18 protein-coding genes are annotated in these 22864 nt (G+C 70.8%); 7 read left to right on the top strand and 11 right to left on the bottom strand.

Features of this window, described 5'->3' with window-relative positions:
• The 7 genes from OG520_RS06005 to OG520_RS05975 all read right to left on the bottom strand — a co-directional run bounded on the left by OG520_RS06005 (window position 1) and on the right by OG520_RS05975 (window position 11322).
• On the bottom strand, window positions 1–2025 hold the full coding sequence (locus OG520_RS06005; protein WP_406012447.1) for a hypothetical protein: 2025 nt from the start codon (window positions 2023–2025) through the stop codon (window positions 1–3).
• Window positions 2022–3215: a VWA domain-containing protein gene (locus tag OG520_RS06000; RefSeq protein ID WP_406012446.1), complete on the bottom strand. Its 1194-nt coding sequence runs from the start codon at window positions 3213–3215 to the stop codon at window positions 2022–2024. The genes OG520_RS06005 and OG520_RS06000 overlap by 4 nt, the downstream gene beginning before the upstream one ends.
• Window positions 3212–5572, bottom strand: coding sequence for a DUF5682 family protein (locus OG520_RS05995; RefSeq protein WP_406012445.1), 2361 nt, complete (start codon window positions 5570–5572; stop codon window positions 3212–3214). Before OG520_RS05995 ends, OG520_RS06000 begins: the two co-directional genes overlap by 4 nt.
• Window positions 5572–6705 carry an AAA family ATPase gene (locus tag OG520_RS05990; RefSeq protein ID WP_399329731.1) on the bottom strand — a complete coding sequence of 378 codons (1134 nt, stop codon included), beginning with the start codon at window positions 6703–6705 and terminating at the stop codon, window positions 5572–5574. Before OG520_RS05990 ends, OG520_RS05995 begins: the two co-directional genes overlap by 1 nt.
• Window positions 6702–10304 carry a WGR and DUF4132 domain-containing protein gene (locus tag OG520_RS05985; protein WP_406012444.1) on the bottom strand — a complete coding sequence of 1201 codons (3603 nt, stop codon included), beginning with the start codon at window positions 10302–10304 and terminating at the stop codon, window positions 6702–6704. The genes OG520_RS05990 and OG520_RS05985 overlap by 4 nt, the downstream gene beginning before the upstream one ends.
• Before the next feature lie 122 nt (window positions 10305–10426).
• A complete protein-coding gene (locus OG520_RS05980; RefSeq protein WP_266429539.1) occupies window positions 10427–10870 on the bottom strand; it encodes a hypothetical protein in 444 nt (147 codons plus the stop codon).
• A complete protein-coding gene (locus OG520_RS05975) occupies window positions 10864–11322 on the bottom strand; it encodes an ATP-binding protein (RefSeq protein WP_406012443.1) in 459 nt (152 codons plus the stop codon). The genes OG520_RS05980 and OG520_RS05975 overlap by 7 nt, the downstream gene beginning before the upstream one ends.
• A gap of 207 nt (window positions 11323–11529) precedes the next feature.
• On the opposite strand from OG520_RS05975, the gene OG520_RS05970 reads away from it, so the two are divergent.
• The 4 genes from OG520_RS05970 (at window position 11530) to OG520_RS05955 (ending at window position 14085) form a co-directional block, all read left to right on the top strand.
• Window positions 11530–12390, top strand: coding sequence for a helix-turn-helix domain-containing protein (locus tag OG520_RS05970; protein WP_406012442.1), 861 nt, complete (start codon window positions 11530–11532; stop codon window positions 12388–12390).
• Window positions 12390–12626 carry a DUF397 domain-containing protein gene (locus OG520_RS05965; RefSeq protein ID WP_072485026.1) on the top strand — a complete coding sequence of 79 codons (237 nt, stop codon included), beginning with the start codon at window positions 12390–12392 and terminating at the stop codon, window positions 12624–12626. Before OG520_RS05970 ends, OG520_RS05965 begins: the two co-directional genes overlap by 1 nt.
• Before the next feature lie 112 nt (window positions 12627–12738).
• Entirely contained in the window at window positions 12739–13548 is an 810-nt protein-coding gene (locus tag OG520_RS05960) for an SAM-dependent methyltransferase (protein WP_399329728.1), read from the top strand.
• 87 nt (window positions 13549–13635) lie between these two features.
• Entirely contained in the window at window positions 13636–14085 is a 450-nt protein-coding gene (locus OG520_RS05955) for a YchJ family protein (RefSeq protein WP_399329727.1), read from the top strand.
• Window positions 14086–14111: 26 nt separating this feature from the next.
• Here OG520_RS05955 and OG520_RS05950 read toward each other — a convergent pair whose 3' ends face one another.
• The 4 genes from OG520_RS05950 to OG520_RS05935 form a co-directional block, all read right to left on the bottom strand.
• Window positions 14112–16187 (bottom strand): MDR family MFS transporter, encoded by a 2076-nt coding sequence (locus OG520_RS05950; protein WP_406012441.1) that lies wholly within the window; start codon window positions 16185–16187, stop codon window positions 14112–14114.
• Between the two features lie 58 nt (window positions 16188–16245).
• On the bottom strand, window positions 16246–17073 hold the full coding sequence (locus OG520_RS05945; protein ID WP_406012440.1) for a hypothetical protein: 828 nt from the start codon (window positions 17071–17073) through the stop codon (window positions 16246–16248).
• Between the two features lie 135 nt (window positions 17074–17208).
• Window positions 17209–17472: a hypothetical protein gene (locus tag OG520_RS05940; protein WP_406012439.1), complete on the bottom strand. Its 264-nt coding sequence runs from the start codon at window positions 17470–17472 to the stop codon at window positions 17209–17211.
• A gap of 212 nt (window positions 17473–17684) precedes the next feature.
• A complete protein-coding gene (locus OG520_RS05935; protein ID WP_406012438.1) occupies window positions 17685–18899 on the bottom strand; it encodes a helix-turn-helix domain-containing protein in 1215 nt (404 codons plus the stop codon).
• A 963-nt stretch (window positions 18900–19862) separates the two neighbouring features.
• Between OG520_RS05935 and OG520_RS05930 the strand changes: the two genes are divergently transcribed.
• From OG520_RS05930 to OG520_RS05920, 3 genes are all read left to right on the top strand, one after another.
• Entirely contained in the window at window positions 19863–20510 is a 648-nt protein-coding gene (locus tag OG520_RS05930; RefSeq protein WP_406012437.1) for a hypothetical protein, read from the top strand.
• 99 nt (window positions 20511–20609) lie between these two features.
• Complete coding sequence (locus OG520_RS05925; protein WP_406012436.1) at window positions 20610–21272, top strand: hypothetical protein; 663 nt, start codon at window positions 20610–20612, stop codon at window positions 21270–21272.
• A gap of 74 nt (window positions 21273–21346) precedes the next feature.
• Window positions 21347–22816, top strand: a complete 1470-nt coding sequence (locus OG520_RS05920; protein ID WP_406012435.1) for a DUF6801 domain-containing protein — start codon at window positions 21347–21349, stop codon at window positions 22814–22816.
• Window positions 22817–22864: the final 48 nt, after the last annotated feature.

The following is a 22864-nucleotide window of genomic DNA, read 5'->3' as shown; positions in this document are numbered from 1 at the left end:
TCAGCCCGTTCCGGAAGCCGTCCCGGAAGCCGTCCCGGAGGAGCGGAGTTCGCTGCTGACCAGGAGGTGGAGCTGGGCGTCCAGCCACGCCCCGGAACGGGTGGCGAGGGCCCCTTCGTTCGGCCCGGCCCCGTCGTCCAGTGTCGCGACGAAGGCGCGCAGCAGCGCCGCGGCACGGACCAGGCCGGTGCGGGACAGTGCGGTCGCCGCTTCGTCGATCCGGGCGCGGGCGGGGACGTTCAGATGACGCAGCCCGCTGTGCGGCACCGCCGACATGGCGGATATCGCCTCGTCCAGCGCCGCCGTCAGCGGATCGGACGGCCGTCGCCCCACCGCTGCCAGCGTCGTGGAGCCGTCACCCGGGGCGAGATCGGGCACGACCGTCCCCGCCGGGGTGAGCACCCCGAGCGGATCGATCCGGACTCCGCCGCCGGACCGGTGCAGCGAACCGCTGATGTGCGTGGCGCCGCTCTCCAGCGCGTCGGCCAGGGCGTCCAGCGCCCCCGGGCACTCCGGCCGGTACTCCGACGCCACCAGCGCCCGGGTCCCCGCGGCATCGCGCACAACGGCCTCCAGGCGCTGCTCGGCGGGGTCGTAGCCGATGCTCTCCACCTCCGACAACGCGACGACATGGACCGCCTCCGCCTCGACCCGCGGCCGGATCAGCCGGGGCGGCCTGCCGTCCCAGCCTGCCGTCAGGGCGGCCAGGTCCCGTACGAGCAGCGGTTGGGGAAGCTCCGTCCAGGCGCCGCCGACCGGGGTGATGGTCGTCGTGCCGAGCCGGCCCCGGGCGATCGTCAGCGCGCGGCTCGGAGTGCGCCGGACGCTCTCGCTGACCAGGCTTCCGCCGGCCAGCGAGCCCAGCGGGGTGGCGAGGACACGACGGGGGGCCAGCTGGTGGGCGGAGAGCTCCTTGCCCTCGGGGGCCGTCCAGGCCTTGCGCAGTACGAGCACGGTGCCCGCGCCGGGATGGGCGAGGTACACCTCGGAGACCAGGGACTGCGCGCTGCCGTGCACGCGGCAGCCGAGCGAGACGAGCCGGACCCGGCGCAGTGGGGTGTCCCCCGCCTCGCGGGTGCCGAGCACGCCGGGGTGCGCGGCGGCCCGCCGCCGGGCGTGCAATTCGGTGAGCAGGGCGGCGACCGACTCCGGGCGGTACTGGGCGTTGCGGTCGGCGTACGCCGTGAGCTGGTCCGTCAACTCGGCGAGCGCGCCCGCCGGCCAGTGCATCGATGCGGCGGTCAGCGCGGCACCGGCACGCGCCAGGGCTCCGCCGTGCACGGGGCCGACATGGGCCACGCCTTCTGCCAGCAGCTCGTCCGCCAGCCCGACGGCCGCGTCCAGCACGGACAGGGTCGTGGCCGGAGCGGTGGTGCGGCCACCGACCTGCACGGGCACGGAACGCTCGTCGGTGCCCGCGGCGTCGGCGGCGCGGAACGCCCACACCGCGAGCGCCACCACCTCGCCGCGCAGTGCGGCGGTCGCGTCCGTCAACGCGTACGCGATCTCGTCGGGTACCGGGAAACGCACCGTGCAGGTGGGGAGCTCGACCCGGGGCTCGGGGTGATCGGGGGACGGGCGGTGCACGACGGCGGCATAGCCCCGCTCGAAGGTGCGTCGGGCCGCGGTGACCGGGCGGGTGCCGACGGCCTCGGTGAGAGCCGCGTCGTCGGCGCTGCCGGGGGACCAGGCGGCGAACGTGGCGGGGGCGCTGTCCGGATCGGCCTCGGCGCTGCGCTGATGGGCCAGCACCAGGGCGATGAGATGGCGGCACACGCCCGGTGCGGCGCAGCTGCAGCTGCCCTCGTCCAGACCGGTGCCGGGCGGCAGCGCCGTGATGGTGCCGTCGTCGAACCGGGCGCGCACCGTGGTGTCCGGATCGGTCGTGAGAGCGGGCACCGTCCCCGCGTCCAGCTCCTTCGTGGCGCGTTTGACCAGGCCGCGGTTGGCCAGTGCCGCGAGTGTCTCCGGAGTGAGGGCGAGCAGATCGGGGCGCACGGCGGCGCCGGTTCCCGGTTCGGTCATCGGCCCAGCCTCTCGGCGACGAACTCGGCGAGACGGCCCGGTGTCATCGCCCCGACGTGCGCCCCGGCCGCGGCGAGCTTCCCGGCCGTCGGACGGTCGTAATCCGGATCGGCGTTCTCGTCGAGCGCGGCCAGTCCCAGCACGGTCGAGCCCTGCTCCACCAGCCTCCGCACCGCCCGCACCAGCCGGTAGGGGTCACCGCCCTCGTGGAAGTCGGTGACCAGCGCGACGATCGCGCGCCGCGGGTTCTCCACGAGGCCCGCGGCGTACTCCACGGCCCGTGCGATGTCGGTGCCGCCGCCCAGCTGGACCCGCATCAGCAGCTCCACCGGATCGGTCACGTCGGAGGTCAGGTCCACCACCTGGGTGTCGAAGGCGACCAGGTGCGTCTTGAGGCCGGGCAGACCCCACAGACACGCGGCGGTCACCGCGGAGTGGATGACCGATCCGGCCATCGAGCCCGACTGGTCGACCAGCAGGATCAGCTGCCACTGCGTCACATGGCGCCGGGTACGGGAGTGGAAGTGGGCGCGCTCGATGAGAAGGCGCCGCTCGGCCGGCTGGTAGTGGGCGAGATTGGCCTTCACCGTCTGCCGGAAGTCGAAGTCCCTCGCCAGAGCGACCCGGCTCGGCCTGCGGGAGCGGGTGCCGTGGAACGCCCGGCGGATCTCCGGCTGGAGCCTGGCCAGGAGCTGCTTCACCACCGACTCGACGATGCGCCGGGCCAGGCGCAGCACCTGCGGGTTCATCAGATGCTTGGTGCGCAGCACGGCACGCAGCAGGGTCTGGCTCGGCTCGACCCGCTCCAGCACCGCGGGGTCGGTGACGATCTCCTGGATCCCGTACTTCTCGACGGCGTCCCGCTCCAGGCGCTCGATGGTCTCCTTCGGGAAGAGCCGGTGGATGTCGTCGAGCCAGTCGATCGCGGTCACCGCGGACGGGCCGTCGCCGCCCTCCCGAGGGGCGGCACCGGAACGGCGCACCCCCCGTCGGGCGAGGTCGGGGTCGCGGCCGTAGAGCCAGTCGAGGGCGGCGTCCCGGCCGGCGTTGCCCGGCCCCAGCGGTCCGGTGTGTCGTTCGGCGGCGGAGCCGAGGACCAGCCGCCAGCGCTCCAGCCCCGCGTCGGGAGACGTACCGGGACCTTCCTCGGGCACGGGTGCCCGGCCCGGTGCTTGTTCGGGCGTGGTCATGGGGTGGCTTCCAGTTCGTAGCGGGCGAGCAGTCGGGACACGGACTCCTCCAGAGCGCGGGCTCGGGCGATCAGCAGGGGGTCCGCGGTGGTCCGCAGCAGGGAACGCGACGAGCCGCGCACCCCGCGCCGTTCCAGCAGACGGCCGGCGATCCGGTCCCGTTCGCGCGGCGGGAAGAACGCGAAGGCCTGACGCAGCGCGGGCAGCCCGGACAGGAACTCGTCGTCGGGCAGCGCACGGACCAGTCCGTCCAGCACATCGATCAGCGACTCGGCGCCACCGCTGGTCCCGTTGCCGTCGTCGTTCCCCACCGCGCCCGTCACCTCGTCGCGGGCGAGCGCGAACAGCCCGGCCAGCCAGTCGCCGAGCACATCCGTGCCGGCCCTCGCCACCGTACGCACCGCCTCGGCCGGATCCCCGGCCGTGCCCGGGACCTGCCCGAGGGAGCTGTGCAGCCCGAACGCGGCCCCGCGCAGATCGATCGGCGCCTCGGGATCGCCGGCGATCCGCCAGGCGATGGCGGCCGCGGTCTCCCGGGTGACGGAGAGCAACTCCGGTGCGTGCAGCACCGTGTCGCGCACCGCGACCACGGCCCGAAGCCGGGAGAAGTCCACGCCCGACGAGCCACGCGCACCCTCCAGGAGCCACAGCAGCCGCTCGGTCGCCCCGTCGATCACGGTGCCGAGCAGCGGACCGCGCGCCATGCCGAACACCCGGTCGTGCCGCCACAGCCCAAGAGCCGTGGCAAGTACGTCACCGAGCGGGCCGGCGATGCTCAACTCACTGACACAGGCGGAGAGTTCGCCGAGCAACTGGTCCGAGAACCCGTCCATCCCGCAGAGCACGGCGTCGAACAGTGCCCCCGCCAGACGATCGGCCTCCGCCGCGGCAGCCCGCGTCCGTTCGGTGAGCGCGACGGCCGCCGCCTCGGCCAGAGTCGCTCCGTACGCCCCCGCCTCCACCAGCGCGGCCTCGCGCCCCACGGCGGGCTGCGCCTCCCAGCGTTCGGTGAACACCGGGTCCACGCCGTGCGCGGGACCGGCGGTCCGTGCCCGGCCGGGAATCCCCAGCACCCGCAGCCGGTGGAGCACCCGGCTGCGTTCCAGGTCGGCGGCGTCCGTGAGATCGAGGCGGTACGTGGCCTCCGGGCCGCCGTCCAGCGCCAGCCCGGCCAACTGCGCCGCGACGTCGTGCACCAGGGGCGGCGCCGGAGTGCCGGGATGGAGCCGCCCGGTGCGGTCGCCACCACAGGCCGCGACCATCTCGACGACCGCGGGATGGGCCCCCGCCGTCAGCGTGCCCCGGCCCGTCCACGGCAGCGGACGGTCCAGGTCGTCCGTGATCAGGGCGCCCGCCAGGCCGTCCAGCACATCGATCCTGGCGGGGCGCGGATGGCCGCGCAGCGCCGTGAGCCCCTGGGCCAGACTCCGGGCGGCGATCAGATCGGCGGTGGACACCGGGAACTTCCGCGCCCGCAGCCGCTCGACGACCATCCGCAGCAAGCCGTCCGCCGCGGCCTCGGGGCCGGTCTCCCACACCTGTTGGTAGTAGCCGGGCGACGGCATCCCCGACTGGTACCCGGCGAACGCGTCCAACTGCCGGAAGGAGTACGGCACGAGGAAGCTCCCGGCCATGGCGCCGTCCGGCGGGGCGGGCACCAGAGGCCACCCGTCCGCGCCCCGCTGCCAGCCGTCGCCGCCCGCGCCGTCCCGGTCACCGGATCCCGTGAGCGCACGGAGCGCGGGCCGGTGGAAGCCACCGGTCACCACCAGAACCGGCCGGTCCCCGGCGGCGTCCACCGCCGCGCGTACCCACGCGGCCATGTACGACTCCCGCGCCCGGTCGCCCGTGTCGGCCTCCGCGTCACCGCGGACCAGCTCGAAGTAGGCATCGAGCCGCTCGGCGAGACCGTCGTCCGGCTCGACCTCGAACAGGCGGTCCCACAGGGCGTCGGAGGAGTCCACCGCGAAATGCCGGCACAGCCGCTCCGTCGCCTCCTCGTAGCGGGCCTCCGCGTCGGCATAGCGGTTGGCGCGCTCGGCGAACGCCGGATGCCAGGCCGGCAGATCGATGAAGCGGACCTCCGCCCCGGCCACCCGCCCCGCCCGCAGCGCGACCCACTCCGGTGAGTAGTCGCACAGGGGGGCCCAGGAGGTCGCGGCCCGCTGCCGGTCGCGGTAGTGGCTGAACACCGCGACCGGCAGCTCGTGCCCGAGCAGCAGTTCGTCCAGCCGTCCGTTCATCTCGGCAGGACCCTCGACCAGCACCTGGGCGGGCCGCAGCTCCTCGATGGTCCGCTCGACCAGCCGTGCGCAGGCGGGGGAGTGGTGACGCACCCCCAGGAACACCGCGGACATCAGTCGGCCAGCAGATGGCGTGCGTCGTGCAGGGCCTTCCAGTGCGGGCCGCGACGGCGCGGCACCTGCTGCTCCAGATAGCGTCGCAACCGGGCCAGGTCCTCCGGGCTGTCCTTCGCCGCCGTACCCGCCAGACACGCCACCACATCGGCGGCACTGCCCGGCTCGCCGCGCAGGAACCAGCCGCGCACCCCCACCGCATGGGCGACGGACACGGCCTCCGCCGTACTCATCACCGCCGAGGGGCGGTCCGCTCCGGCGCCGGCCCCGCCCTTCTCGCCGGCCCCCGCACGCAGCTCGCGGAACGTACCGACCAGGACCTCCAGCACATCCCGGTCCGGCGGCGGCTCCACCCCGGAGCGCCGCAGCAGCGTCGTCACCTCGGCCTCCACCAGGGCCAGTTCGGTGTCCAGGTCGGGAATCGGGAAGACCGTCTCGAAGTTGAACCGCCGCTTGAGCGCCGCGCTCATCTCGTTGACGCCCCGGTCCCGGGTGTTGGCCGTGGCGATGACATTGAAGCCCTGCCGGGCGAAGACCATGCCGTCGGGCCCGGCCAGCTCGGGGATGGCCACCACCCGCTCGGAGAGCAGCGACAGCAGCGAGTCCTGCACCTCCAGCGGACAGCGGGTGATCTCCTCGAACCGGACAAGCCTGCCCTCCGCCATGCCGCGCAGCATCGGGGCCGGGACGAGCGACCGGGTGGAGGGCCCCTCGGCGACCAGCAGCGCGTAGTTCCAGCCGTACTTGATCTGGTCCTCGGTGGTGGCCGCACCGCCCTGCACCGTGAGCGTCGAGTCCCCGCTGACCGCGGCCGCGATCAGTTCGGAGAGCAGCGACTTGGCGGTGCCCGGCTCTCCGACCAGCATCAGCCCACGGCTCGTCGCCAGTGTCACCAGAGCCCGGTCCACCAGTGAAGGGTTGCCGACGAACTTCCGGCCGATGCCCGTCTCCGCGTCACCGATGACGAACCGGCGTGCCGCACGCAGGCTCAGCTCCCAGCCGGGCGGACGCGGATCACGGTCATCCGCCCGCAGTGCCGCGAGCTCCTCGGCGTACCGCACTTCGGCCGGGGGCCGCTGCACCGGTGCCGCACCGCCGTCCGATGCCTCGGTACGGGTCTCCCTCGTGGTCACGATGCGACGCCCTCGGTGAGTTCGGCCAGGTCGACGAGGAGCTCGGACACGGTCACCGCATCCATCCCGGCGAAGCGGAGCGAGTGGCTGCGACGCGTCCAGTGATCATCGGGCCGGTCGTCGAGCCAGACCGTTTCCAGGGTCTGCTCGGGGAACATGTCGACCACACCGACCGCGATGCCGGGGTCCAGTGCGATCACGAGACAGCAGTCGTCGCCAAGCCGCTTGGAGATCCAGCGCTCCACCCCGGCATCCTGCGGCGTCCCGCGCCGCCAGCCGCGCCGTTCCAGCCCGAGCACCTTCCCGATCGGCACCTTGAGGCCCTCGAACCGCGCCAGCCGGTATCCGGCGGACTCCTCCTCGGGCAGCGTGAGCACGGTGCGCCCGAGCTGCGGGAACGGCTGCAGGATCTCGTAGTCGGCGAACACCTCGGACCAGGCGGTCAGTTCGTCGCCGAGGTGCAGCGGGTGCGCGAGCCGCACGGTCGCGTCGTCCGGCAGGTCGAAGACGTCGTCCTCGGCGTCGGCGAACGTACGGTCCTCCGCGACCCGGAACGCGGTGCGCGCCGCACCGTCCGTCTCGCTCAGCCAGACCAGCCGGCGCACCAGGTGCCGGAGCAGCGGATGACCGACGAACAGCTCCGCGAACTCCTGGGCGGTCCAGGACCGTCCGGTCACCATCGCGGCCTCCAGACGCCTCACCTGGTCCGAGGCGATCGTCCGGACGTCCTTCTTGAGCGCCATGAACCGCTTGCGTTCCGAGGGGGCGAGCTCCGCGTCGTCCCGGACGCCCGGCTTCGGGAGGTCCTTGAGGCGCTTGCCGTCGCCGTCCAGCACGTACGGCCGCAGCTGCTCGTCGAAGCCGACCGTGAACGAACGGGTGCCGTAGTCGACGACGGTCGAGCCGTCCGTGTCCAGGCCGAAGTCCGGAACCAGACGGTCGGAGAGCTGCTCGCCGGTCAGCCCCAGCCCTGCGGCGACCTCGGAGATCTTCTCCTGGGCCCGCACCTTGAGCGCCTTGAACTTCACCCGCTGCGAGATGCCGTGCAGATGCAGGAGCGCCACATCGCTGCCGATGGACGCCAGCACATCGAGTCCTTCCACGGCCCGGTGGTGTGCCCCCTCACCGGGCCAGGAACGGAGGATCGGCGTGAGTCGGCGGACCGTCTCGTCGTCACCCAGCAGCGCCAGCGCGTGCAGGGCCCACGACTCCTTCGCGGGCATGTTCGCCAGCCGCCACTGCTCGAACAGGGCCCAGGCGAACTCGGCGAGCGAATCGGCAGTGGCCGTTTCGGTCAGCGAGGCGATTCCCGGATACACCTCACCGGGCTTCGACAGCGCCAGCATCATCAGGGTGTGGCGCGTCGCCGCCACCGGCAGCGCGCCGCCGGACCGGACCACGATCTGCGGCAGCACCGAGGGCTCCGCCCACCCCGGCAGTACCGGCATCTTGGCGGGCAGCGCCCGCTCCAGCGGGTCCGCGGCCAGCAACCCGTCCACCGAGGCCGCCGCCTCCGCGCCGTACGTCCGGGCGGCCTCGCGCACCACGTCGTCGCCGTGCACCGTGGCGATCAGCGTCAGCGCCTGCTCGGCGGAGCGCCGCGCGGCGCCCGCCTTGCCCACGGCGTCCGGCACCAGGAGCGGCGCGGCCGCGACGCCGTGCCGGGCGAACCAGGAACGGGCGGTCGTCGCCGTGGACTTGAGCCGGACCGCCCAGTTCGCCATGGACCGGGCGACGTCCACATCGACGTACGGGAGCAGCAGCGGGGCGAGCGAACCCGGCTGCCGGGGCACGACGCGCAACAGCAACGGCAGCGCGGCCAGGCCGAAGCGTGCGGCGATCGGCTTGAGCGTGTCCTCGCCGTCCCACAGGTCGGTCGGGTCCCAGGAGGCGAGCAGCGGGGCGACCACTTCCTCGTCGCCGTGGACGAACACCCACGCCGGACGCAGACCTTCCGAGGCCGCGCCGTGGCGCAGGACGTCGATGTGTTCGTTCAAGTCGCCGTTGTTCCGTTTGGTGGTGTACCAGGAGGAGGTGGCCGCCCAGGCGGCCTGTTCCTCGGGCAGCCACTCCACGGAGGGCTCGGACACCACGGTCAGCCCCGTCACGGCCTTGGCCTTGACGGTGGTGCGGGGCCGGGACCACGGCGGAGCCGTCAGCACGGCCGGCAGGGCGTCCGCCGGCGCGTCGGCGATCAGGTCCGCCGGATTGAGCAGCGGGGCGACGATCTCCACGACCTCGGGGCCGAGACCGTCGAGCACCGGCGTCAGCAGCTCACGGTGGGCGCCGACATGACTCCGGAGCAGCTGCAACGACCGGGACGCCGCAGCCGAACGGCCGCCCGCCTCGGCGGCCAGCAGGCGCACCGCACGCACCGGATAGCGGCGCATCGCTTCCAGGAGCGAGGGGCGGACGTGCTTGGAGTCCGCATGCGCCAGCAGGCCGAGAAAGGCCTCGTCGGTGGGCAGCTCGGCCAGGGCGTCGGCGGTGAGCTTCACGCTGTCCGAGTAGTAGTGATTGCCGTCGAGCGTGTCGGCCAGCGACTGGGAGACGGCCGGTCCGATGCCCTCCGCCACCGTGGCGATGACCGCGACACCGAGGGTGAAATCAGGGCGGTAGGGGAGCAGCGCCAGCTGGTCGGCCGAGTACAGCGAGCTGAACACCATGGCACGCAGGGTGCGGTCCTGCTCCGCGCTCACCGCGGGATCCGCGCAGAGCTCGTCCACCCAGCCGGTCTCGCTCGGCACCAGGTAGGAGACGATGATCTTGCGCACGGTGTCGGTGCGGCACTCGGCCAGTGCCTCGACCGCGGCCCGGTAGGTCTCTTCGTCGGCCGCGGCGAGCAGCGCGCGGACCCGGTCGATCGGCGCCCGGTGATGCCAGGACCAGTAGGCGTGGCGGGGGGCCGGGAGCGCCATCAGCCGGGGCGCGCCGCGCTTGAGGCCGCTCTGCTGCCAGTCGGCGTCGACCGAGAACACCTCGGTCGCGGTCCGTGCGGCGAACGGCAGGCCGTAGCGCTCGGACCAGAAGTCCGCCCACCCCGGAGCGTCGACGATCGCGGTCAGCGCGGCCGCACCGACCGGTGAGGGGTCTGTGCCGAGGTGTGCGCGCAGCGACTCGGCCACCGCGGCGTCCGAACGCGGCGAGTCCGCGAACTCCTGGATCCAGGCGGCATTCTCCGCGAGCCTGGCCTCGATCGTGTCGAACGCCTCCCGCCGCACCTTGACCGGCCCTCGGCGCACTCCACCGCGCCGAGGGTGGAGCACCCGCTTCCAGCCGGCGGGCAGGGTGAAGGTGTCCTCGTCGGGGAGAACGGGCGTGCCTTCGTCCGGAACCTCATCGGGGGCGGTCGCGGGCGCCGTGGCATCGGGAGCAGCGGGGGCCGAAGCCGACGCCCCGACCTCCCGGTACCCCTTCTTCTCCTTCTCCGCGATCGTTCTGACGACCTGTGCCGCCGCGGCCTCGGCCGACGCGTACTCCTTGGTCTGCGTACGTCCGTCGCTTCCGCACCGCCCGTAGCGCACCGTCACCACGGCGCCCTCGGCCTCGGTCTCCCAGAACTTCGACGCAGTGCCCTCGACATATTCCCAGCGGCGCACAGCCCCGCCCCCTTCCCGCCCGCAGCCCGCTCCGCCGCGGGCTTTTCGATCAGTGGTGCCACAGTAGAACGGGCCACTGACAACGCAGCGTGACCGGGGTGTCCGGCGGGTGAATCAGCAGGTCAGGGGGCGGATACGGCCCGCGCGCCGCCGGACGGCGCCCACGACGGCGTCACACCGGTGACCTGGCACACCATCAGGAAGAGCGGGATCGGCGGGGTGTACGGCGTGCGGTTGTCCGGCTGGTGGATCAGCCGGGGCCGGACCGCGGGGACGAACGCCCCCTTCGCGTAGGCTGCCTGCGGGGGCCAGTCCAGATCGAGGTCGGAGCCCGAGGGCACGATCCACCACCAGCGGTCGGCGTCCGCGAAGACGCAGCCGGTGCGCGGCAGATGGGACATCAGCCGGAAGCCGTACCGGGCCGGTACCCCCACCGCGTCGCAGCCCAGGCTCGCCGACAGCGCGGGCGGCAGCGGCAACCGCACCGTGCCCGCCGTGCCGGCGGGCGGCCGGGGCTCACGGGTGCGTCGCGTGCCGAGCAGATGGGACATGGCGTTCTTCAGCATGGTTGCTCCGAGCCGTGCGGCAGTTCCGCCCAGACGATGCGGCCCGAGCCGTTGCCCGCGTCGCGGGAACCCCAGGAACTGCACATCGCGTCGACGAGCAGCAGGCCGCGTCCGTGCTCGTCGTCGGTGGTCCGCCGCAACTGCGGCCCGCCGGGCTGGTGTCCTTGGTCCTGGACGGCTATGCGCAGCCGTCTGTCGAGGCGGCGCAGCTCGCACACGACGCGAGAGCTCATGGTGTGCACCACCGCGTTGGTGACCAGTTCCGAAACGATCAGGAGCGCCGAGTCATGGGCGTCCGCGCCGAGCTGCCACTTGTCGAGCCGGGCCCGGGTCAGTCTCCGCGCACCGGCCACGGACTCGGGGTGCGCGGGCAGGGCGAAGCAGTACCGGAGCGCCTCCGTCCCGGGACTGAGATCCATGAGCCGGGGGATGAGCGCACTGCCAGGTGCCACAACCGATTCCTCACAGTGGGGGCTGCGTCACGCTCCGCATTCCCACGCGAATGAGGGCGGGCGAGACTTCGTGAACTGGTTCACTCACCAACTCTCCCCCTGTTGTGAACACTTGGCAAGGGGCACTCTGAAATTTTCAGAGTGGCTGTGTTCTGGTCGGCCCGCGCATGGCAGACTGCTCGCAAACAGCGCATGGGGAGGTCTGAAGTGAGCGAACCGCGGTCCGCCCCGACCGTGGGTCAGGTCGTTCTCGGCAAGCGCCTGCAGGATCTGCGGGAGCGCGTCGGCCTGAGCCGTGACCAGGCTGCCAAGGTGCTGCGGGTCGCACCTGCGACGATACGCAGGATGGAGACCGCCGAGGTCGCTCTCAAGATCCCCTATGTGCAGATGCTGCTGAAGGCGTACGGGGTCGCCGACGACGAGAACGAAGCCTTCGTGGAGCTCGCCGAGGAGGCCAACAAGCCAGGCTGGTGGCAGCGGTTCCACGACGTGCTGCCCGACTGGTTCAGCATGTACGTCAGCCTGGAGGGCGCCGCGAGCCTCCTGCGCATGTACGAGCCGCACTTCGTCCCCGGACTGCTGCAGACCGAGGACTACGCGCGCTCGGTGATGCGCACCGGAGCCGTCGGCCAGACCAGACCCGCGGACATCGAGCGCCATGTGGCGCTGCGGATGCAGCGCCAGTCCCTGCTCACCCGGCCGGACGCCCCGAAGCTGTGGGTGGTGATGGACGAGACGGTCCTGCGCCGCCCCGTCGGCAGCGTCGAAGCCATGCGGGAGCAGATCGACCAGCTGCTCGAAGCGACCGAGATGCCGCATGTGACGCTGCAGATCGCGGAATTCTCGACAGGACACCATCCGGGCACCTACGGCCCGTTCGTCCTCTTCCGTTTCGGTGTCCCCGAACTCCCCGACATGGTCTACAGCGAGTACCTGACCGGAGCCGTCTACTTCGACGCGCGCCCCGAGGTGGCCTCCTACCTCGAAGTCATGGACCGCATGGCGGCTCAGGCCGCAACTGCACAACGCACGAAGGAAATCCTCCGGGACTTCCGCAAGGAGCTGTGATGGATCCCATATACAACGGCATGCCGGCCGCCGAACTCGGCTCCGAGGGCTGGCACAAGCCGTGGAGCGGTGGGAACGGAGGCAATTGCGTCGAGGCGATGAAGCTGTCCGACGGCAGAATCGCCGTACGTCAGTCCGCCGATCCCGACGGCCCGGCCCTGATCTACACCCCCCGTGAGATCGCGGCATTCATCCAGGGGGCCAAGTCCGGTCAGGCGGACTTCCTGCTCACCTGATGTCGCGGCCCTCCCGCCGGGAGCGGCCTTCTTGCCCGAACCCGCAGCGCCGGAGCGGCCCCCGGCCCCACACTCTTGTTGTTCGCCGACCTATGGACCCATGGAGCGCGCTATGACCGGGCACGAATCCCAAGGCATCGAGATCGACACCACCAAGCCCCATCCTGCCCGGATGTACGACTGGTTCCTCGGCGGCAAGGACAACTACCCGGTCGACGAAGAGATGGCCCGGCAGCTGCTCGCCCTCGACGCGCGGGGGCGGGACATGGCCCGGGTGAACCGTGCCTTCATGCACCGGGCCACCCGATGGCTGGCCGAGAACGGCATCAGTCAGTTCCTCGACATCGGCACCGGCATACCGACCGAGCCGAATCTCCACCAGATCGCCCAGCGGACCGCCCCGGACGCCCGCATCGTCTACTGCGACAACGACCCCATCGTCCTCGCACACGCCGCGGCCCTGCTGCGCTCCACCCCGCAGGGCGCCACCGAGTACATCCAGGCCGACGCCCGCAAGCCGGAAGCCATCCTCGAAGCGGCCGGCGAGATTCTCGACTTCGGCAAGCCGATCGCCCTGTCGCTGCTCGCCCTGCTGCACTTCCTGGACGACGAGGACGGCGCGGCCGAACTCGTCGACCGGCTCGTCGAGCGGCTTCCGTCCGGCAGCTACCTGGTGCTCTCGCACACCACCGGGGACTTCGACCCCGAGGGCGCGGCACAGGCCTCCGCCATGTACCGGGCCCGGGGGATGACGCTGCGCCTGCGCTCCCACGCCGAGGTCACCACGTTCTTCGACGGACTCGAACTCGTCGAGCCCGGGGTCTCGCTCTCCGCGAACTGGCACCCGGAGCTCGGCGAGGTCATCGAGGTCCCCGGCGACGAGCCGATCCCGGGCTACGCGGGCGTGGCCCGCAAGGTCTGACCGCGCCCCGCCGTCACCGGCCGGCCGGTGATCGGCAGCAGCATCCCGGCGTCCCGGTCCGGCCGCACCGCAGGTCACAATGGACGTATGTCACGACGCACCACACGACCGGGGCGGCCCGCCACCGCCGGAGCACGGACACCCGCGGTCACCGCGGAATCGCCGTGCCCGTGCGGCCTGCCCGCCACCTACGCGCAGTGCTGCGGCCGCCTGCACGCCGGGACCGCAGCCGCGCCGACCTGCGAGTCGCTGATGCGCTCCCGGTACGCCGCCTTCGTCGTCCGTGACGAGGCGTACCTGCTGCGCAGCTGGCACCCCGACACCCGGCCGCCCGCCGTCGACTTCGACCCCGCGATGCGATGGGTGCGCCTGGAGGTGCTGGAGACGACGGACGGCAGCCCGTTCCACACCACGGGCACGGTCACCTTCCGTGCGCACTACACGGACAGCGGGCGGCCGGGTTCGCTCCACGAGAAGAGCCGCTTCGTCCGTCATGAGGGCGCCTGGGTGTACTCGGCCGCGGTCTTCGTCGACTGACGCGCGGACGCGGCGGCCGGCCCCCGTCAGCCCGCCGTGCCCACCAGGGCCCTGTCCGGCGCCAGCTCCTGCGCCAGGTCCTCCGCCAGCAGCCGTTTGGCGATCACGTCCACCGCCGCTCTCAGTTGCCGGTCGTCCGGTCGTGCTCCGTGCTCGTCCAGGCGCTCGTTGAGCCATCGCGCCCACGCGTCGGTGATCGCCGCGGCCTCCCGGCTCCCGGCGGCGGTGTGCGTGAACAGATGACCGTCGCCGGTGAGATAGCCCTCCTCGATCATCCGGTCGAAGACCGGCACCAGCACCTCGTGCGGCAGCCGGTGCCGGGTCGCGATCAGCCGCAGACCCGCATGGCCCACCATGCGCGTGAACAGCTCGACCTGCATCACCGCCCAGGCGCCCGCCATGTCCAGCCGGGTGTCCGAGCCTGCGATGATCCGCCGGGCCGTGTCCGGACCGACTCCGTGCAGGATCTTGGCCACCGCGAATTCGAGGAGCTTGGCCGAGTCGCCGGTGCCGGGCTGCGCGAAGCCCTCGCCCATGTCGGTGGAGCCGACCCGAGCCGTGTCCCGCAGCTTCACCTGTTTCAGGAAGAGCGCCACGAAGAACCCCAGGACCGCGACCGGCACCGTCCACAGGAAGACGGTGTGCAGCGTGTCCGCGTACGCCTGGGCCAATGGCGCCGACTGCGCGGGAGGAAGGCCGTGCAGCCCCGCCGGGCTCTGCGCGGCCTTCGCCAGCGTCGCGGGGTCGCCGCCGGCCCGCGCCGCCGCGGCGACGCCGTCGGTCAGATTGGGCTTCAGGGCGTTGGCGTAGATCGTGCCGAAGACCGCCGTGCCGAAGGAGCTGCCGAGCGTACGGAAGAACGTCACACCCGACGTCGCCGTACCCAGGTCCGCGTAGTCGACCGTGTTCTGCACGGCGATCGTCAGCACCTGCATGGCCAGCCCGATACCGACCCCGAGCACCAGCATGTACAGCGACTCCAGCCACACCCCGGTGCCGGGACCCATCCGGGAGAGCAGATACAGCCCCACAGCCATGATCAGCGAGCCCACGATGGGGAACACCCGGTACCGGCCCGTCTTGGACACCACATTGCCGCTGAAGATCGAGGCGACGAGCAGCCCGAGGACCATCGGCAGCGTCCGTACGCCCGACAGGGTCGCCGAGTCCCCGTCCACGTACTGCAGATACGTCGGCAGGAAGATCATCGCGCCGAGCATCGCGAAGCCCACGATGAAGCTCAGCACCGAGCAGACGGTGAACACCGGGTTCCGGAAGAGCCGCATGGGCAGCATCGGCTCCGCCGCGCGGAACTCCACCAGGCAGAAGAGCGCCAGTGCGACGAGACCGCCCGCGATGAGACCGAGGATGACGGGCGAGCCCCACGCGTACTCGTTGCCGCCCCAGCTCGTCGCCAGGATCAGCGCGCTCGCGCCGATCGTGACCATCGCGATGCCCAGATAGTCGATGACGGGCCGGCCGGCGGCCTTGACGGACGGGATCGTCCGGGCCGCGGCGATGACCACCACGATGGCGATCGGCACATTGACGTAGAACGCCCACCGCCAGCTCAGATGGTCGGTGAAGAGCCCGCCGAGCAGCGGCCCGATCACCGTCGACACCCCGAAGACCGCACCGATCGCGCCCTGGTACTTGCCGCGCTCGCGCAACGGGATCACATCGGCGATCAGCGCCATCGAGGTGACCATCAGCCCGCCGGCCCCGATGCCCTGCAACCCGCGCCAGACGATCAGCAGCGTCATGTTGGTCGCGAGACCGCAGAGGAACGAACCGGTGATGAAGATGATCGCGGACAGCTGGAAGATGATCTTCCGGCCGAACAGGTCGCCGAACTTGCCCACCAGGACCGTCGCCACCGTCTCCGCGAGCAGATACGCGGTGACCACCCAGGACATATGGGCGGCGCCGCCGAGATCCGAGACGATCGTCGGCAGCGCGGTGCCGACGATCGTCTGGTCCAGGGCGGCCAGCAGGATTCCCAGCACGATCGTCGCGAAGACGATGTTCCGGCGGCGCGGATCGAGTACGGGCGGCGCGGCGGCACTCTGCGCGGCGGGGGCGGTCTCGCTGGCAGTGGTCACGCTTGCACCATCACACCGGCCCGTGCTTCCCGCATGTGGGGGACGGCCGGACGTGTCGTCAGGCCAGCAGATCCCGCACGGAAGCCTTCATCCGGGTCACGAACGCCTCTCGTACGGGCTCCGCCACCCGGTCCAGCGAGAGATACGGATTGAGGTCCTCCAACTCGACGAGCAGCAGTTCGCCCTGCGCGGTCCGGCAGGCGTCGACCCGCTGGATGCCGTGGTCGAGACTGTTCCACTCCACGAAGCCGCGGGCGAACGCCAGATCCGCCGCGTCCGGCGCGTACGGCTCCAGCACCCACCGCCGCTCCGGGTCCGGCGCGTAGAGGGCGTACTGGAAGTCGTGGTCGACGAAGTAGAAGGAGACCTCGTAGCGGAAGTCGATCCGGGGCTGGACGAGCATGGTGCCGTCCTCGCCCTCCGGCAGCTCGGCCTCCCGCACGAACCGCAGCCCGGCCGAGTCCGCCCCCAGCTTCGGCTTGACCACGTACTCCGCCGCGTCCGGCAGCGATCCCAGATCGGCCGCCCGGTCCACCGTGGGGATCACCGGATGGCCGGCCCGGCTCAGATCGACCAGATACTGCTTGCCCGCCATGTCCCCGCGGCCGTGCAACGGGTTGTAGACCCGGGTGCCCAGCTCCCGCGCCCGTGCGCGGAACGCGTCGTACGCCTCCTGGTAATGCAGCACGGGACCGCTGTTGCGGATGACGACCGTGTCGAAGCCGTCCAGCAGCGCGGCGGCGTCCCGGGGGTGGCAGAGCGCGACGTCGAACTCCTCCCGCAGCCGCGAGGCCAGATGGATGTCCTCGTCGCAGTAGCGCCGTCCGCGCGCCTCGTAGGCGAGGTCGGTGACGAACAGGACGGTCGGTCGCGGGCGGGCGGGCATGGCGTTTCTCCAAGGGGTGCGTCGGTGGACAGCTGGTCAATAACCTTGACGGCGTTGCCCGTTCACGGCTCTGGAGCGTCATGACACCTGCCCCGCACGAGCCGGTCTTCGCAAGACGGGTGCGATGCGGGAAAGTCACCAGGAGCTGCCGGGGCGCACCGCCAGCCTGGGGTGATGGGCGGCGAGGATCTTGTTGGCGCGGGCCAGTTCGGAGAGCACCTGCTCGCGGTCGGCCCGGTCCTCGTCGCAGAGCCGCGGACCGCGGAAGCTGCGCACCTCGCGCGCGGCGCATTCGGCGTCGAATTCCGCCCGCAGGATGTGCGGCGGGATGCAGGACCCGATCAGCGCGGCGACCCGGTCCGGGATCGGCACGGGGACGAGGAGGTGTGAGGCGGTCATGGGGGGTCCCTCTCGGAATGGTTGGCCAGGAGGTGGTTCCAGGTGCGGCCGCCGGGTGCGGCGGTCGGCATCTCCATATGTACGGGACGCAGTTCCGGGTTTCTCGTTGAGAACGTCTCCGTGTGGCAACCGTTTGAGAGTGACCGTCTATTTCGCCTTACCCGTAAGTAAGTTGACTCGTGGTGAGGACCGTGATCCGGCCGGAAGCGGACTCAGAGCGGTGTTTCCTCGCCGCGGGCCCGCAGCTGGAGCGCCCGTAACACGGCCTCGGTGGAGAACCGGCTCTCCGGGTCGGTCAGTTGCTCGCCGAAAATGGACTCCAGATTGCGCATCCGGTAGCGGACCGTCTGCGGGTGGACATCCAGCAACTCGCCCATGTGGGCGGCGGTGCCACGGGTGTCCAGCCAGATCCGCAGGGTCTCGACCAGCCGTTCCCGGCGGGTGGCGCTGATTCCAGAGATCGGCGCCAGTTCGCGTTGGGCGAGCTGGTCGACCAGCACCGGGTCGGAGAGCAGCCACAGGGTGATGAGGTGGTCCTCGCAGAGGATGGCGGGCGTGTCGTCGATGATGTTCGTGTCGACGAGTTCGAGCACGCGCCGGGCCCAGCGGATCGAGTCCGAGGCCAGGGCGATGGGCACGGTCAGGCCGATCGCGGCGTGGGCGCCGAGGAGCGCCTCGTCCAGCATGCGTCTTCGGGCGTCGTCGAAAGCTCCGGGAATCAATAAGTGCGGCTGCGGTGCGCTGAGATCGGCCAGCAGATCGCGGTCGGCCACGGCCCGGTCCAGGGTGGCGGGGGAGCGGACGGCGACCAGGGTGACCTCGTCGGGCAGCGCCCATCCGGTCTGTTCGCACAGTTCGGCGATGGCGGTACGGGGCGAAGGGCGTCCGGCGAGGATCAGGTGCAGCAGACGTCGGCGCATGGCCTCGGTCTGTTCGCCGGTCTGCGACTGCACCTCCAGGAAGCCCTCCCGGGAGAGGGATTCGAGCTCGTCGATGTAGGTGAAGAGCGCGTCGGCGAAGCTGAGCATGAGGGCCGGCGAGAAGTTGTGACTCCGGCCGACCTTCTTGGCCCGGCGCAGCGCGACCCGGGCCCCGAGGCGGTAGGCGCCCTGGAGCGTCTCCATCGTGCGGCCTTCGTACGCCTCGAAACGCCCGAAGCGGCGGCACATGTCGTCGCGCAGCGAGGTCGACGCGGACGGCTCGGCGACCAGGTCCACGAAGGAGGAGAGACTCTGCTCCACGCCGACCCTGATGGCCTGCCCGTTGGGGCCGTCGAGCAGTCTGGCGTATTCCGGGTAGGCCCGGGTGACCTCGACGCCGATCTCCTTGATCAGGCTCGGCAGTTCGGGCCGCATGATGGCGGCGAATTCCTGGGGGAGCGGCCCCAGCGGATCCCCCGTGTCCAACGGCTGAATGAGTTCAGGCATGACAGTCCCCCCTGCTCTCCGGCGCCCGGTGGGGGACAGGCGGTGGGGAAAGCGCTCCCACGAACCGACAGGTGCGTACCAAGTTCGCGATGAAGATAGACCAAGTGAGCGGTTGTGCCCACTACTTGGACAAGATCGAAGTGCAAGGGGCACATATCTCGGCCCCGTTGTGGTGCTTCGGTGCAGGTGGGACGCCAGTGCTCACTTCAGGACAATGTTTTTCAGACATCTGCTCTCCCGACGACAAGAAAGCAACCGTGGGTAGCGGATTCCTGCCCGGGTGATCGGTGTGGATTCGTTCCGGTGGTGTGCGTCTTCCCGGAGCGCTGCGACCGTGGCGGGACGCGGCCATTTGCCGCCTCTTGAGTCGCGGAATCAGAAGGAGGGCATGCTATTCGGGTAAGGGGAATCATTTTGGGGTCGGCGGGTAAATGTCAAAACCGGTCGGCCGGAATGGATAATTCGCCGGCGGTTCGCCGGAGGTGGTGTGTTCTGTGGTCCAGGACGGTGTCCCGCGACGCCCTGCGGGGGTTCGGCCGTGCGGTGGACGCGGGGCGCCAGGGCGTCATTCGGCCGAGGTCCCGACGAACTTACCGGCGGGTATGTGGCCGGTCGGCGGGCCGGCCCGCCGCCGGTGACTGCGCCCGGGATGAGTGTCCGGCGGGGGCCGTGGCGCATGACGCGGCCGTAACTACTCACTTTCGTATAGAAAATCGCGGTGATCTGCTGAGTTGTCGCTAAGGCGGAATGCTTTTGCTGAGAGGCGCGGGGATTTTCTGCGCCGGGTATTGCCGCGTTGGGCTACTGGCTCGTAACGTTCGATCCGCACGGAGTTCGATCACGCAGTCGAGTCCATCGACTTCTGCGTTCCACGATGTGAGCCGCCCTCGTGCCGGGCCCATTCCCAGGGCGTGGTGCGGGGTAATCGGGTACGTCCAACTCCACTTCCCGGAGGTATGTTCCGTGAGAAACACCCTCAGACGAGCATTGTTCGCCACGACCGTCGCCGCAGCCGCGTTCGGCTTCGCCGCCACATCGGCCTCGGCCACCGCCCTCGCGCAGTGGACCGTGTCCAACCCCAACACCAACGGGGCGTTCTCGGCTCACCTCAAGGCAGGCACGACCGCCGAGCTGCTCGACAACACCACGGGCCAGGGAGTGTCCTGCTCCACGGCGGCGGCGAGCGGCACGGCGAACAGCGGAGTGCACTCGGGCGGCAGCGGCCTGGCCTCCATCAGCTCGGCGACGTGGGGCACTGCCGCCTCCACCTGCGCCGGCCCGCTCGGCTCGACGTTCACCGCATCGCTCACCAGCGGAACCATCAAGCTCAACGGTGCCAGCTATGCGGGTGGAGTCACCTCGGGCAACCTGACGGACGTCAACGTGACGATCACCGGCGACACGCTGTTCGGTGTCTGCACCGCGACGATCACCGGCTCGGCCGCCAACGCGAAGTACACGAACTCCACCGGCCAGCTGAGCATCGTGAACGGCACCGGACTCACCATCGCGACGGCGAACAACTGCTCGGGCCTGATGAACGCGGGTGACGCCGCCCAGTTCTCGGCCACCTACGTGCTGGACAAGCCGATCACCGTGACCTCCCCGTGAGTCACTGACCGCACCTGAGGCCCCCTCCCGCCGCCTCCTGGGCAGAGGCGGCGCGAGGGGACCTGGGCGCAGACGAACGCACCTGCCGTAAGGAGATCCGTGAGTGTCATCCAGCGTTCCCTGCTGACCGCCGGCATGGTGGCAGTTGCTTTTGGCCTGTCGGTGACATCGGCGTCAGCCACTTCAGAGGTCCAGTGGACCGTCGGCAATCCGAACGCCGACGGATCGTTCTCGGGATCGCTCAAGGCAGGAACCTACGCGGTGATCCATGACGTCAGCACCGGTCAGCAGCTGGAGTGCGGGGGGCCGGGTACCCGGGTGAGGGGTTCGGCGCCGAGTGGGACGTACCCGGACGGTGCCGGACTGGCCGACGTCACGACCTTCTCGTGGGGCGACCCCGTCGGCGACCTGTGCCATGCCCCTCTCGGAACGACGTTCACCGCCGAACTGGTCTCCACCACCATGGGACTCGACGGTGAGAGCTACGCCGCCGGGGTCGTCACGGGGAGACTGACCGATGTGAATCTGGCGTTCAGCGCCGACACCTGGCTGGGCCACTGCACGATGACGATAGCCGGATCGTTGAGTCATGCAACGTACAGCAACGCCACCGGTGAGCTGACCGTCGCGAACGGCAGTGGACTCACGATGAGCGATGTCAGCAACAACGGGGCATGCATGGGCCTGCTCAACAACGGTGACAGCGTTGAGTACTCGGCCGCCTATGTGCTGGACGACCCCATCACCGTGACCTCCCCGTGAGTCGCTGACGACGAGGGCCCACGAGTGCTTCCGCAGACGACCAGTCAGCTCCGAGACGACGGCAGGTTGCCGAGATGAGAATGAAGTCGAGCCGCTCCCGGCGATGGGGGCAGGCCGGTGCCGTCGGTGCGATGGCCCTGTTGGCCGGGCTCATGCCGGGTACCGGTGTCGCAGGCGGGACCCACGTGGCCGAATCCGGCTTCGGGTACTCCTGCACATCGGCATCCGGCCGGCACGCGGCGGATGTGACCGTCTCCGTCGAACTGCCGCTGAGCTCTCCGGTCGGCACCGCCGTCCAGCCCGAGCACGTCCGGCTCGGTCTGACGCTGGCGCCGGAGCTGTTGGGCGAACTGCCGAAGGACGCCCCGCCCGAGCTGTCCGGGGCGGCTCGTCTGGAGACGGCGGTGACGCAGAACGGCGTGTCGACAGATGTGATGTGGGAAGGCCTGGAGATTCCCGAGTCCGCGGTCTCCCCGGACCGGGGAATGTCCATCGAGGCGACCGGGGCCGTGCCCACCGTGACCCCGCGGTCCAGCGGTGCCATGGTCTTCACGACGGGCAAACTGCAACTGGACCTGGTGGCCCGGCCCGCGGACGGGGGAGCGGCCGATCCCGCCGTCATCTCCGTGTCCTGCACGGTCGATCCGGATCAGTCGGCGGAACTGGGCACCGTCGAGGTACCCGCGTCGCCCGAGGGGCCCGCGACCGGTACGCCGGATCCGGACTCGGACGGGGTGGGGTCACCGAAGGTGGAGGCCCGGACCTCGGACACCGAGGAGCAGGCGGGGACCTCGGAGGTGGAGCCGCCGGAGCTGCCCGGTTGCAAGCTCTTCTACGGCCCGATCTCCGTGCCGGCCACCGGGGCACACGGATACATGGCCGGCTACGCCAACGTGAACAAGCAGAAGGCCGCCATGGAGTTCAAGGACCCCACCCATCTCCGGCTCCAGCTCCAGTCGATGTTCGCCGCCTACACCTGCCCCACCGGCGGGCTGACCTGGATCCACTCCGAAGGCACGATGGACTACAACGGCAAGCCCCAGATGCCGCCCGCCCGGTCGACGTTCCTGACCTTCGGTTTCATGCCGACGACCGCCACTGTGGAGATGTCGCTCACGGGCCCCGTCAACATCGAGACGGTGTACCAGTCGGCCGCGGACCCGGTGACTCACCGCAGGGCCGAAACCACGACGTCGACGGCGCAGGTGAGTGTGCGGCTGTACGACGTGACGGTGAACGGCACCCCGCTCGATGTGGGGCCGAACTGCCGAACGGTGCGGCCGATGGATCTCGTGCTCACCGGCAAGGGTTCCACCGGTCTGGGGCCGGAGGAGGGCTACACCGTCAAGACCGGCGGGCCGCTCACCGGGTACTCCGATGTCCCCCCGTTCAGTGGCTGCGGGGCGACCGAGGACCTGGACAACGTCTTCACCGCGTCGGTGTCCGGAAGCGGGAATTTCACCAAGATGATGCAGGGCCCGCTCTGCGTGAACAACGTTCCGGCGCACTGTCCGGAACCTCCGAGGCCCAAGCCCGAACGCTGAACCCACGCGCATCTTCGTACCACCTCCCTCAGAAAGGCTGGACGATCA

This window comes from Streptomyces sp. NBC_00984, assembly GCF_045162475.1.
In the GTDB taxonomy this organism is placed as follows: Bacteria; Actinomycetota; Actinomycetes; order Streptomycetales; family Streptomycetaceae; genus Streptomyces.
The sequence above is the reverse complement of the archived record's forward strand: the minus strand, read 5'-3'. Positions and strand labels throughout refer to the sequence as shown.

What these genes read in the sequence shown, in the direction of transcription:
- OG520_RS05935 (WP_406012438.1), bottom strand. Translation starts at nt 18,899, where the DNA reads ATGCCTGAACTCATTCAGCCGTTGGACACGGGGGATCCGCTGGGGCCG.
- OG520_RS05995 (WP_406012445.1), bottom strand. Translation starts at nt 5,572, where the DNA reads ATGTCCGCGGTGTTCCTGGGGGTGCGTCACCACTCCCCCGCCTGCGCA.
- OG520_RS05980 (WP_266429539.1), bottom strand. Translation starts at nt 10,870, where the DNA reads ATGCTGAAGAACGCCATGTCCCATCTGCTCGGCACGCGACGCACCCGT.
- OG520_RS05945 (WP_406012440.1), bottom strand. Translation starts at nt 17,073, where the DNA reads ATGCCCGCCCGCCCGCGACCGACCGTCCTGTTCGTCACCGACCTCGCC.
- OG520_RS05920 (WP_406012435.1), top strand. Translation starts at nt 21,347, where the DNA reads ATGAGAATGAAGTCGAGCCGCTCCCGGCGATGGGGGCAGGCCGGTGCC.
- OG520_RS05940 (WP_406012439.1), bottom strand. Translation starts at nt 17,472, where the DNA reads ATGACCGCCTCACACCTCCTCGTCCCCGTGCCGATCCCGGACCGGGTC.
- OG520_RS06005 (WP_406012447.1), bottom strand. Translation starts at nt 2,025, where the DNA reads ATGACCGAACCGGGAACCGGCGCCGCCGTGCGCCCCGATCTGCTCGCC.
- OG520_RS05960 (WP_399329728.1), top strand. Translation starts at nt 12,739, where the DNA reads ATGACCGGGCACGAATCCCAAGGCATCGAGATCGACACCACCAAGCCC.
- OG520_RS05965 (WP_072485026.1), top strand. Translation starts at nt 12,390, where the DNA reads ATGGATCCCATATACAACGGCATGCCGGCCGCCGAACTCGGCTCCGAG.
- OG520_RS05955 (WP_399329727.1), top strand. Translation starts at nt 13,636, where the DNA reads ATGTCACGACGCACCACACGACCGGGGCGGCCCGCCACCGCCGGAGCA.
- OG520_RS06000 (WP_406012446.1), bottom strand. Translation starts at nt 3,215, where the DNA reads ATGACCACGCCCGAACAAGCACCGGGCCGGGCACCCGTGCCCGAGGAA.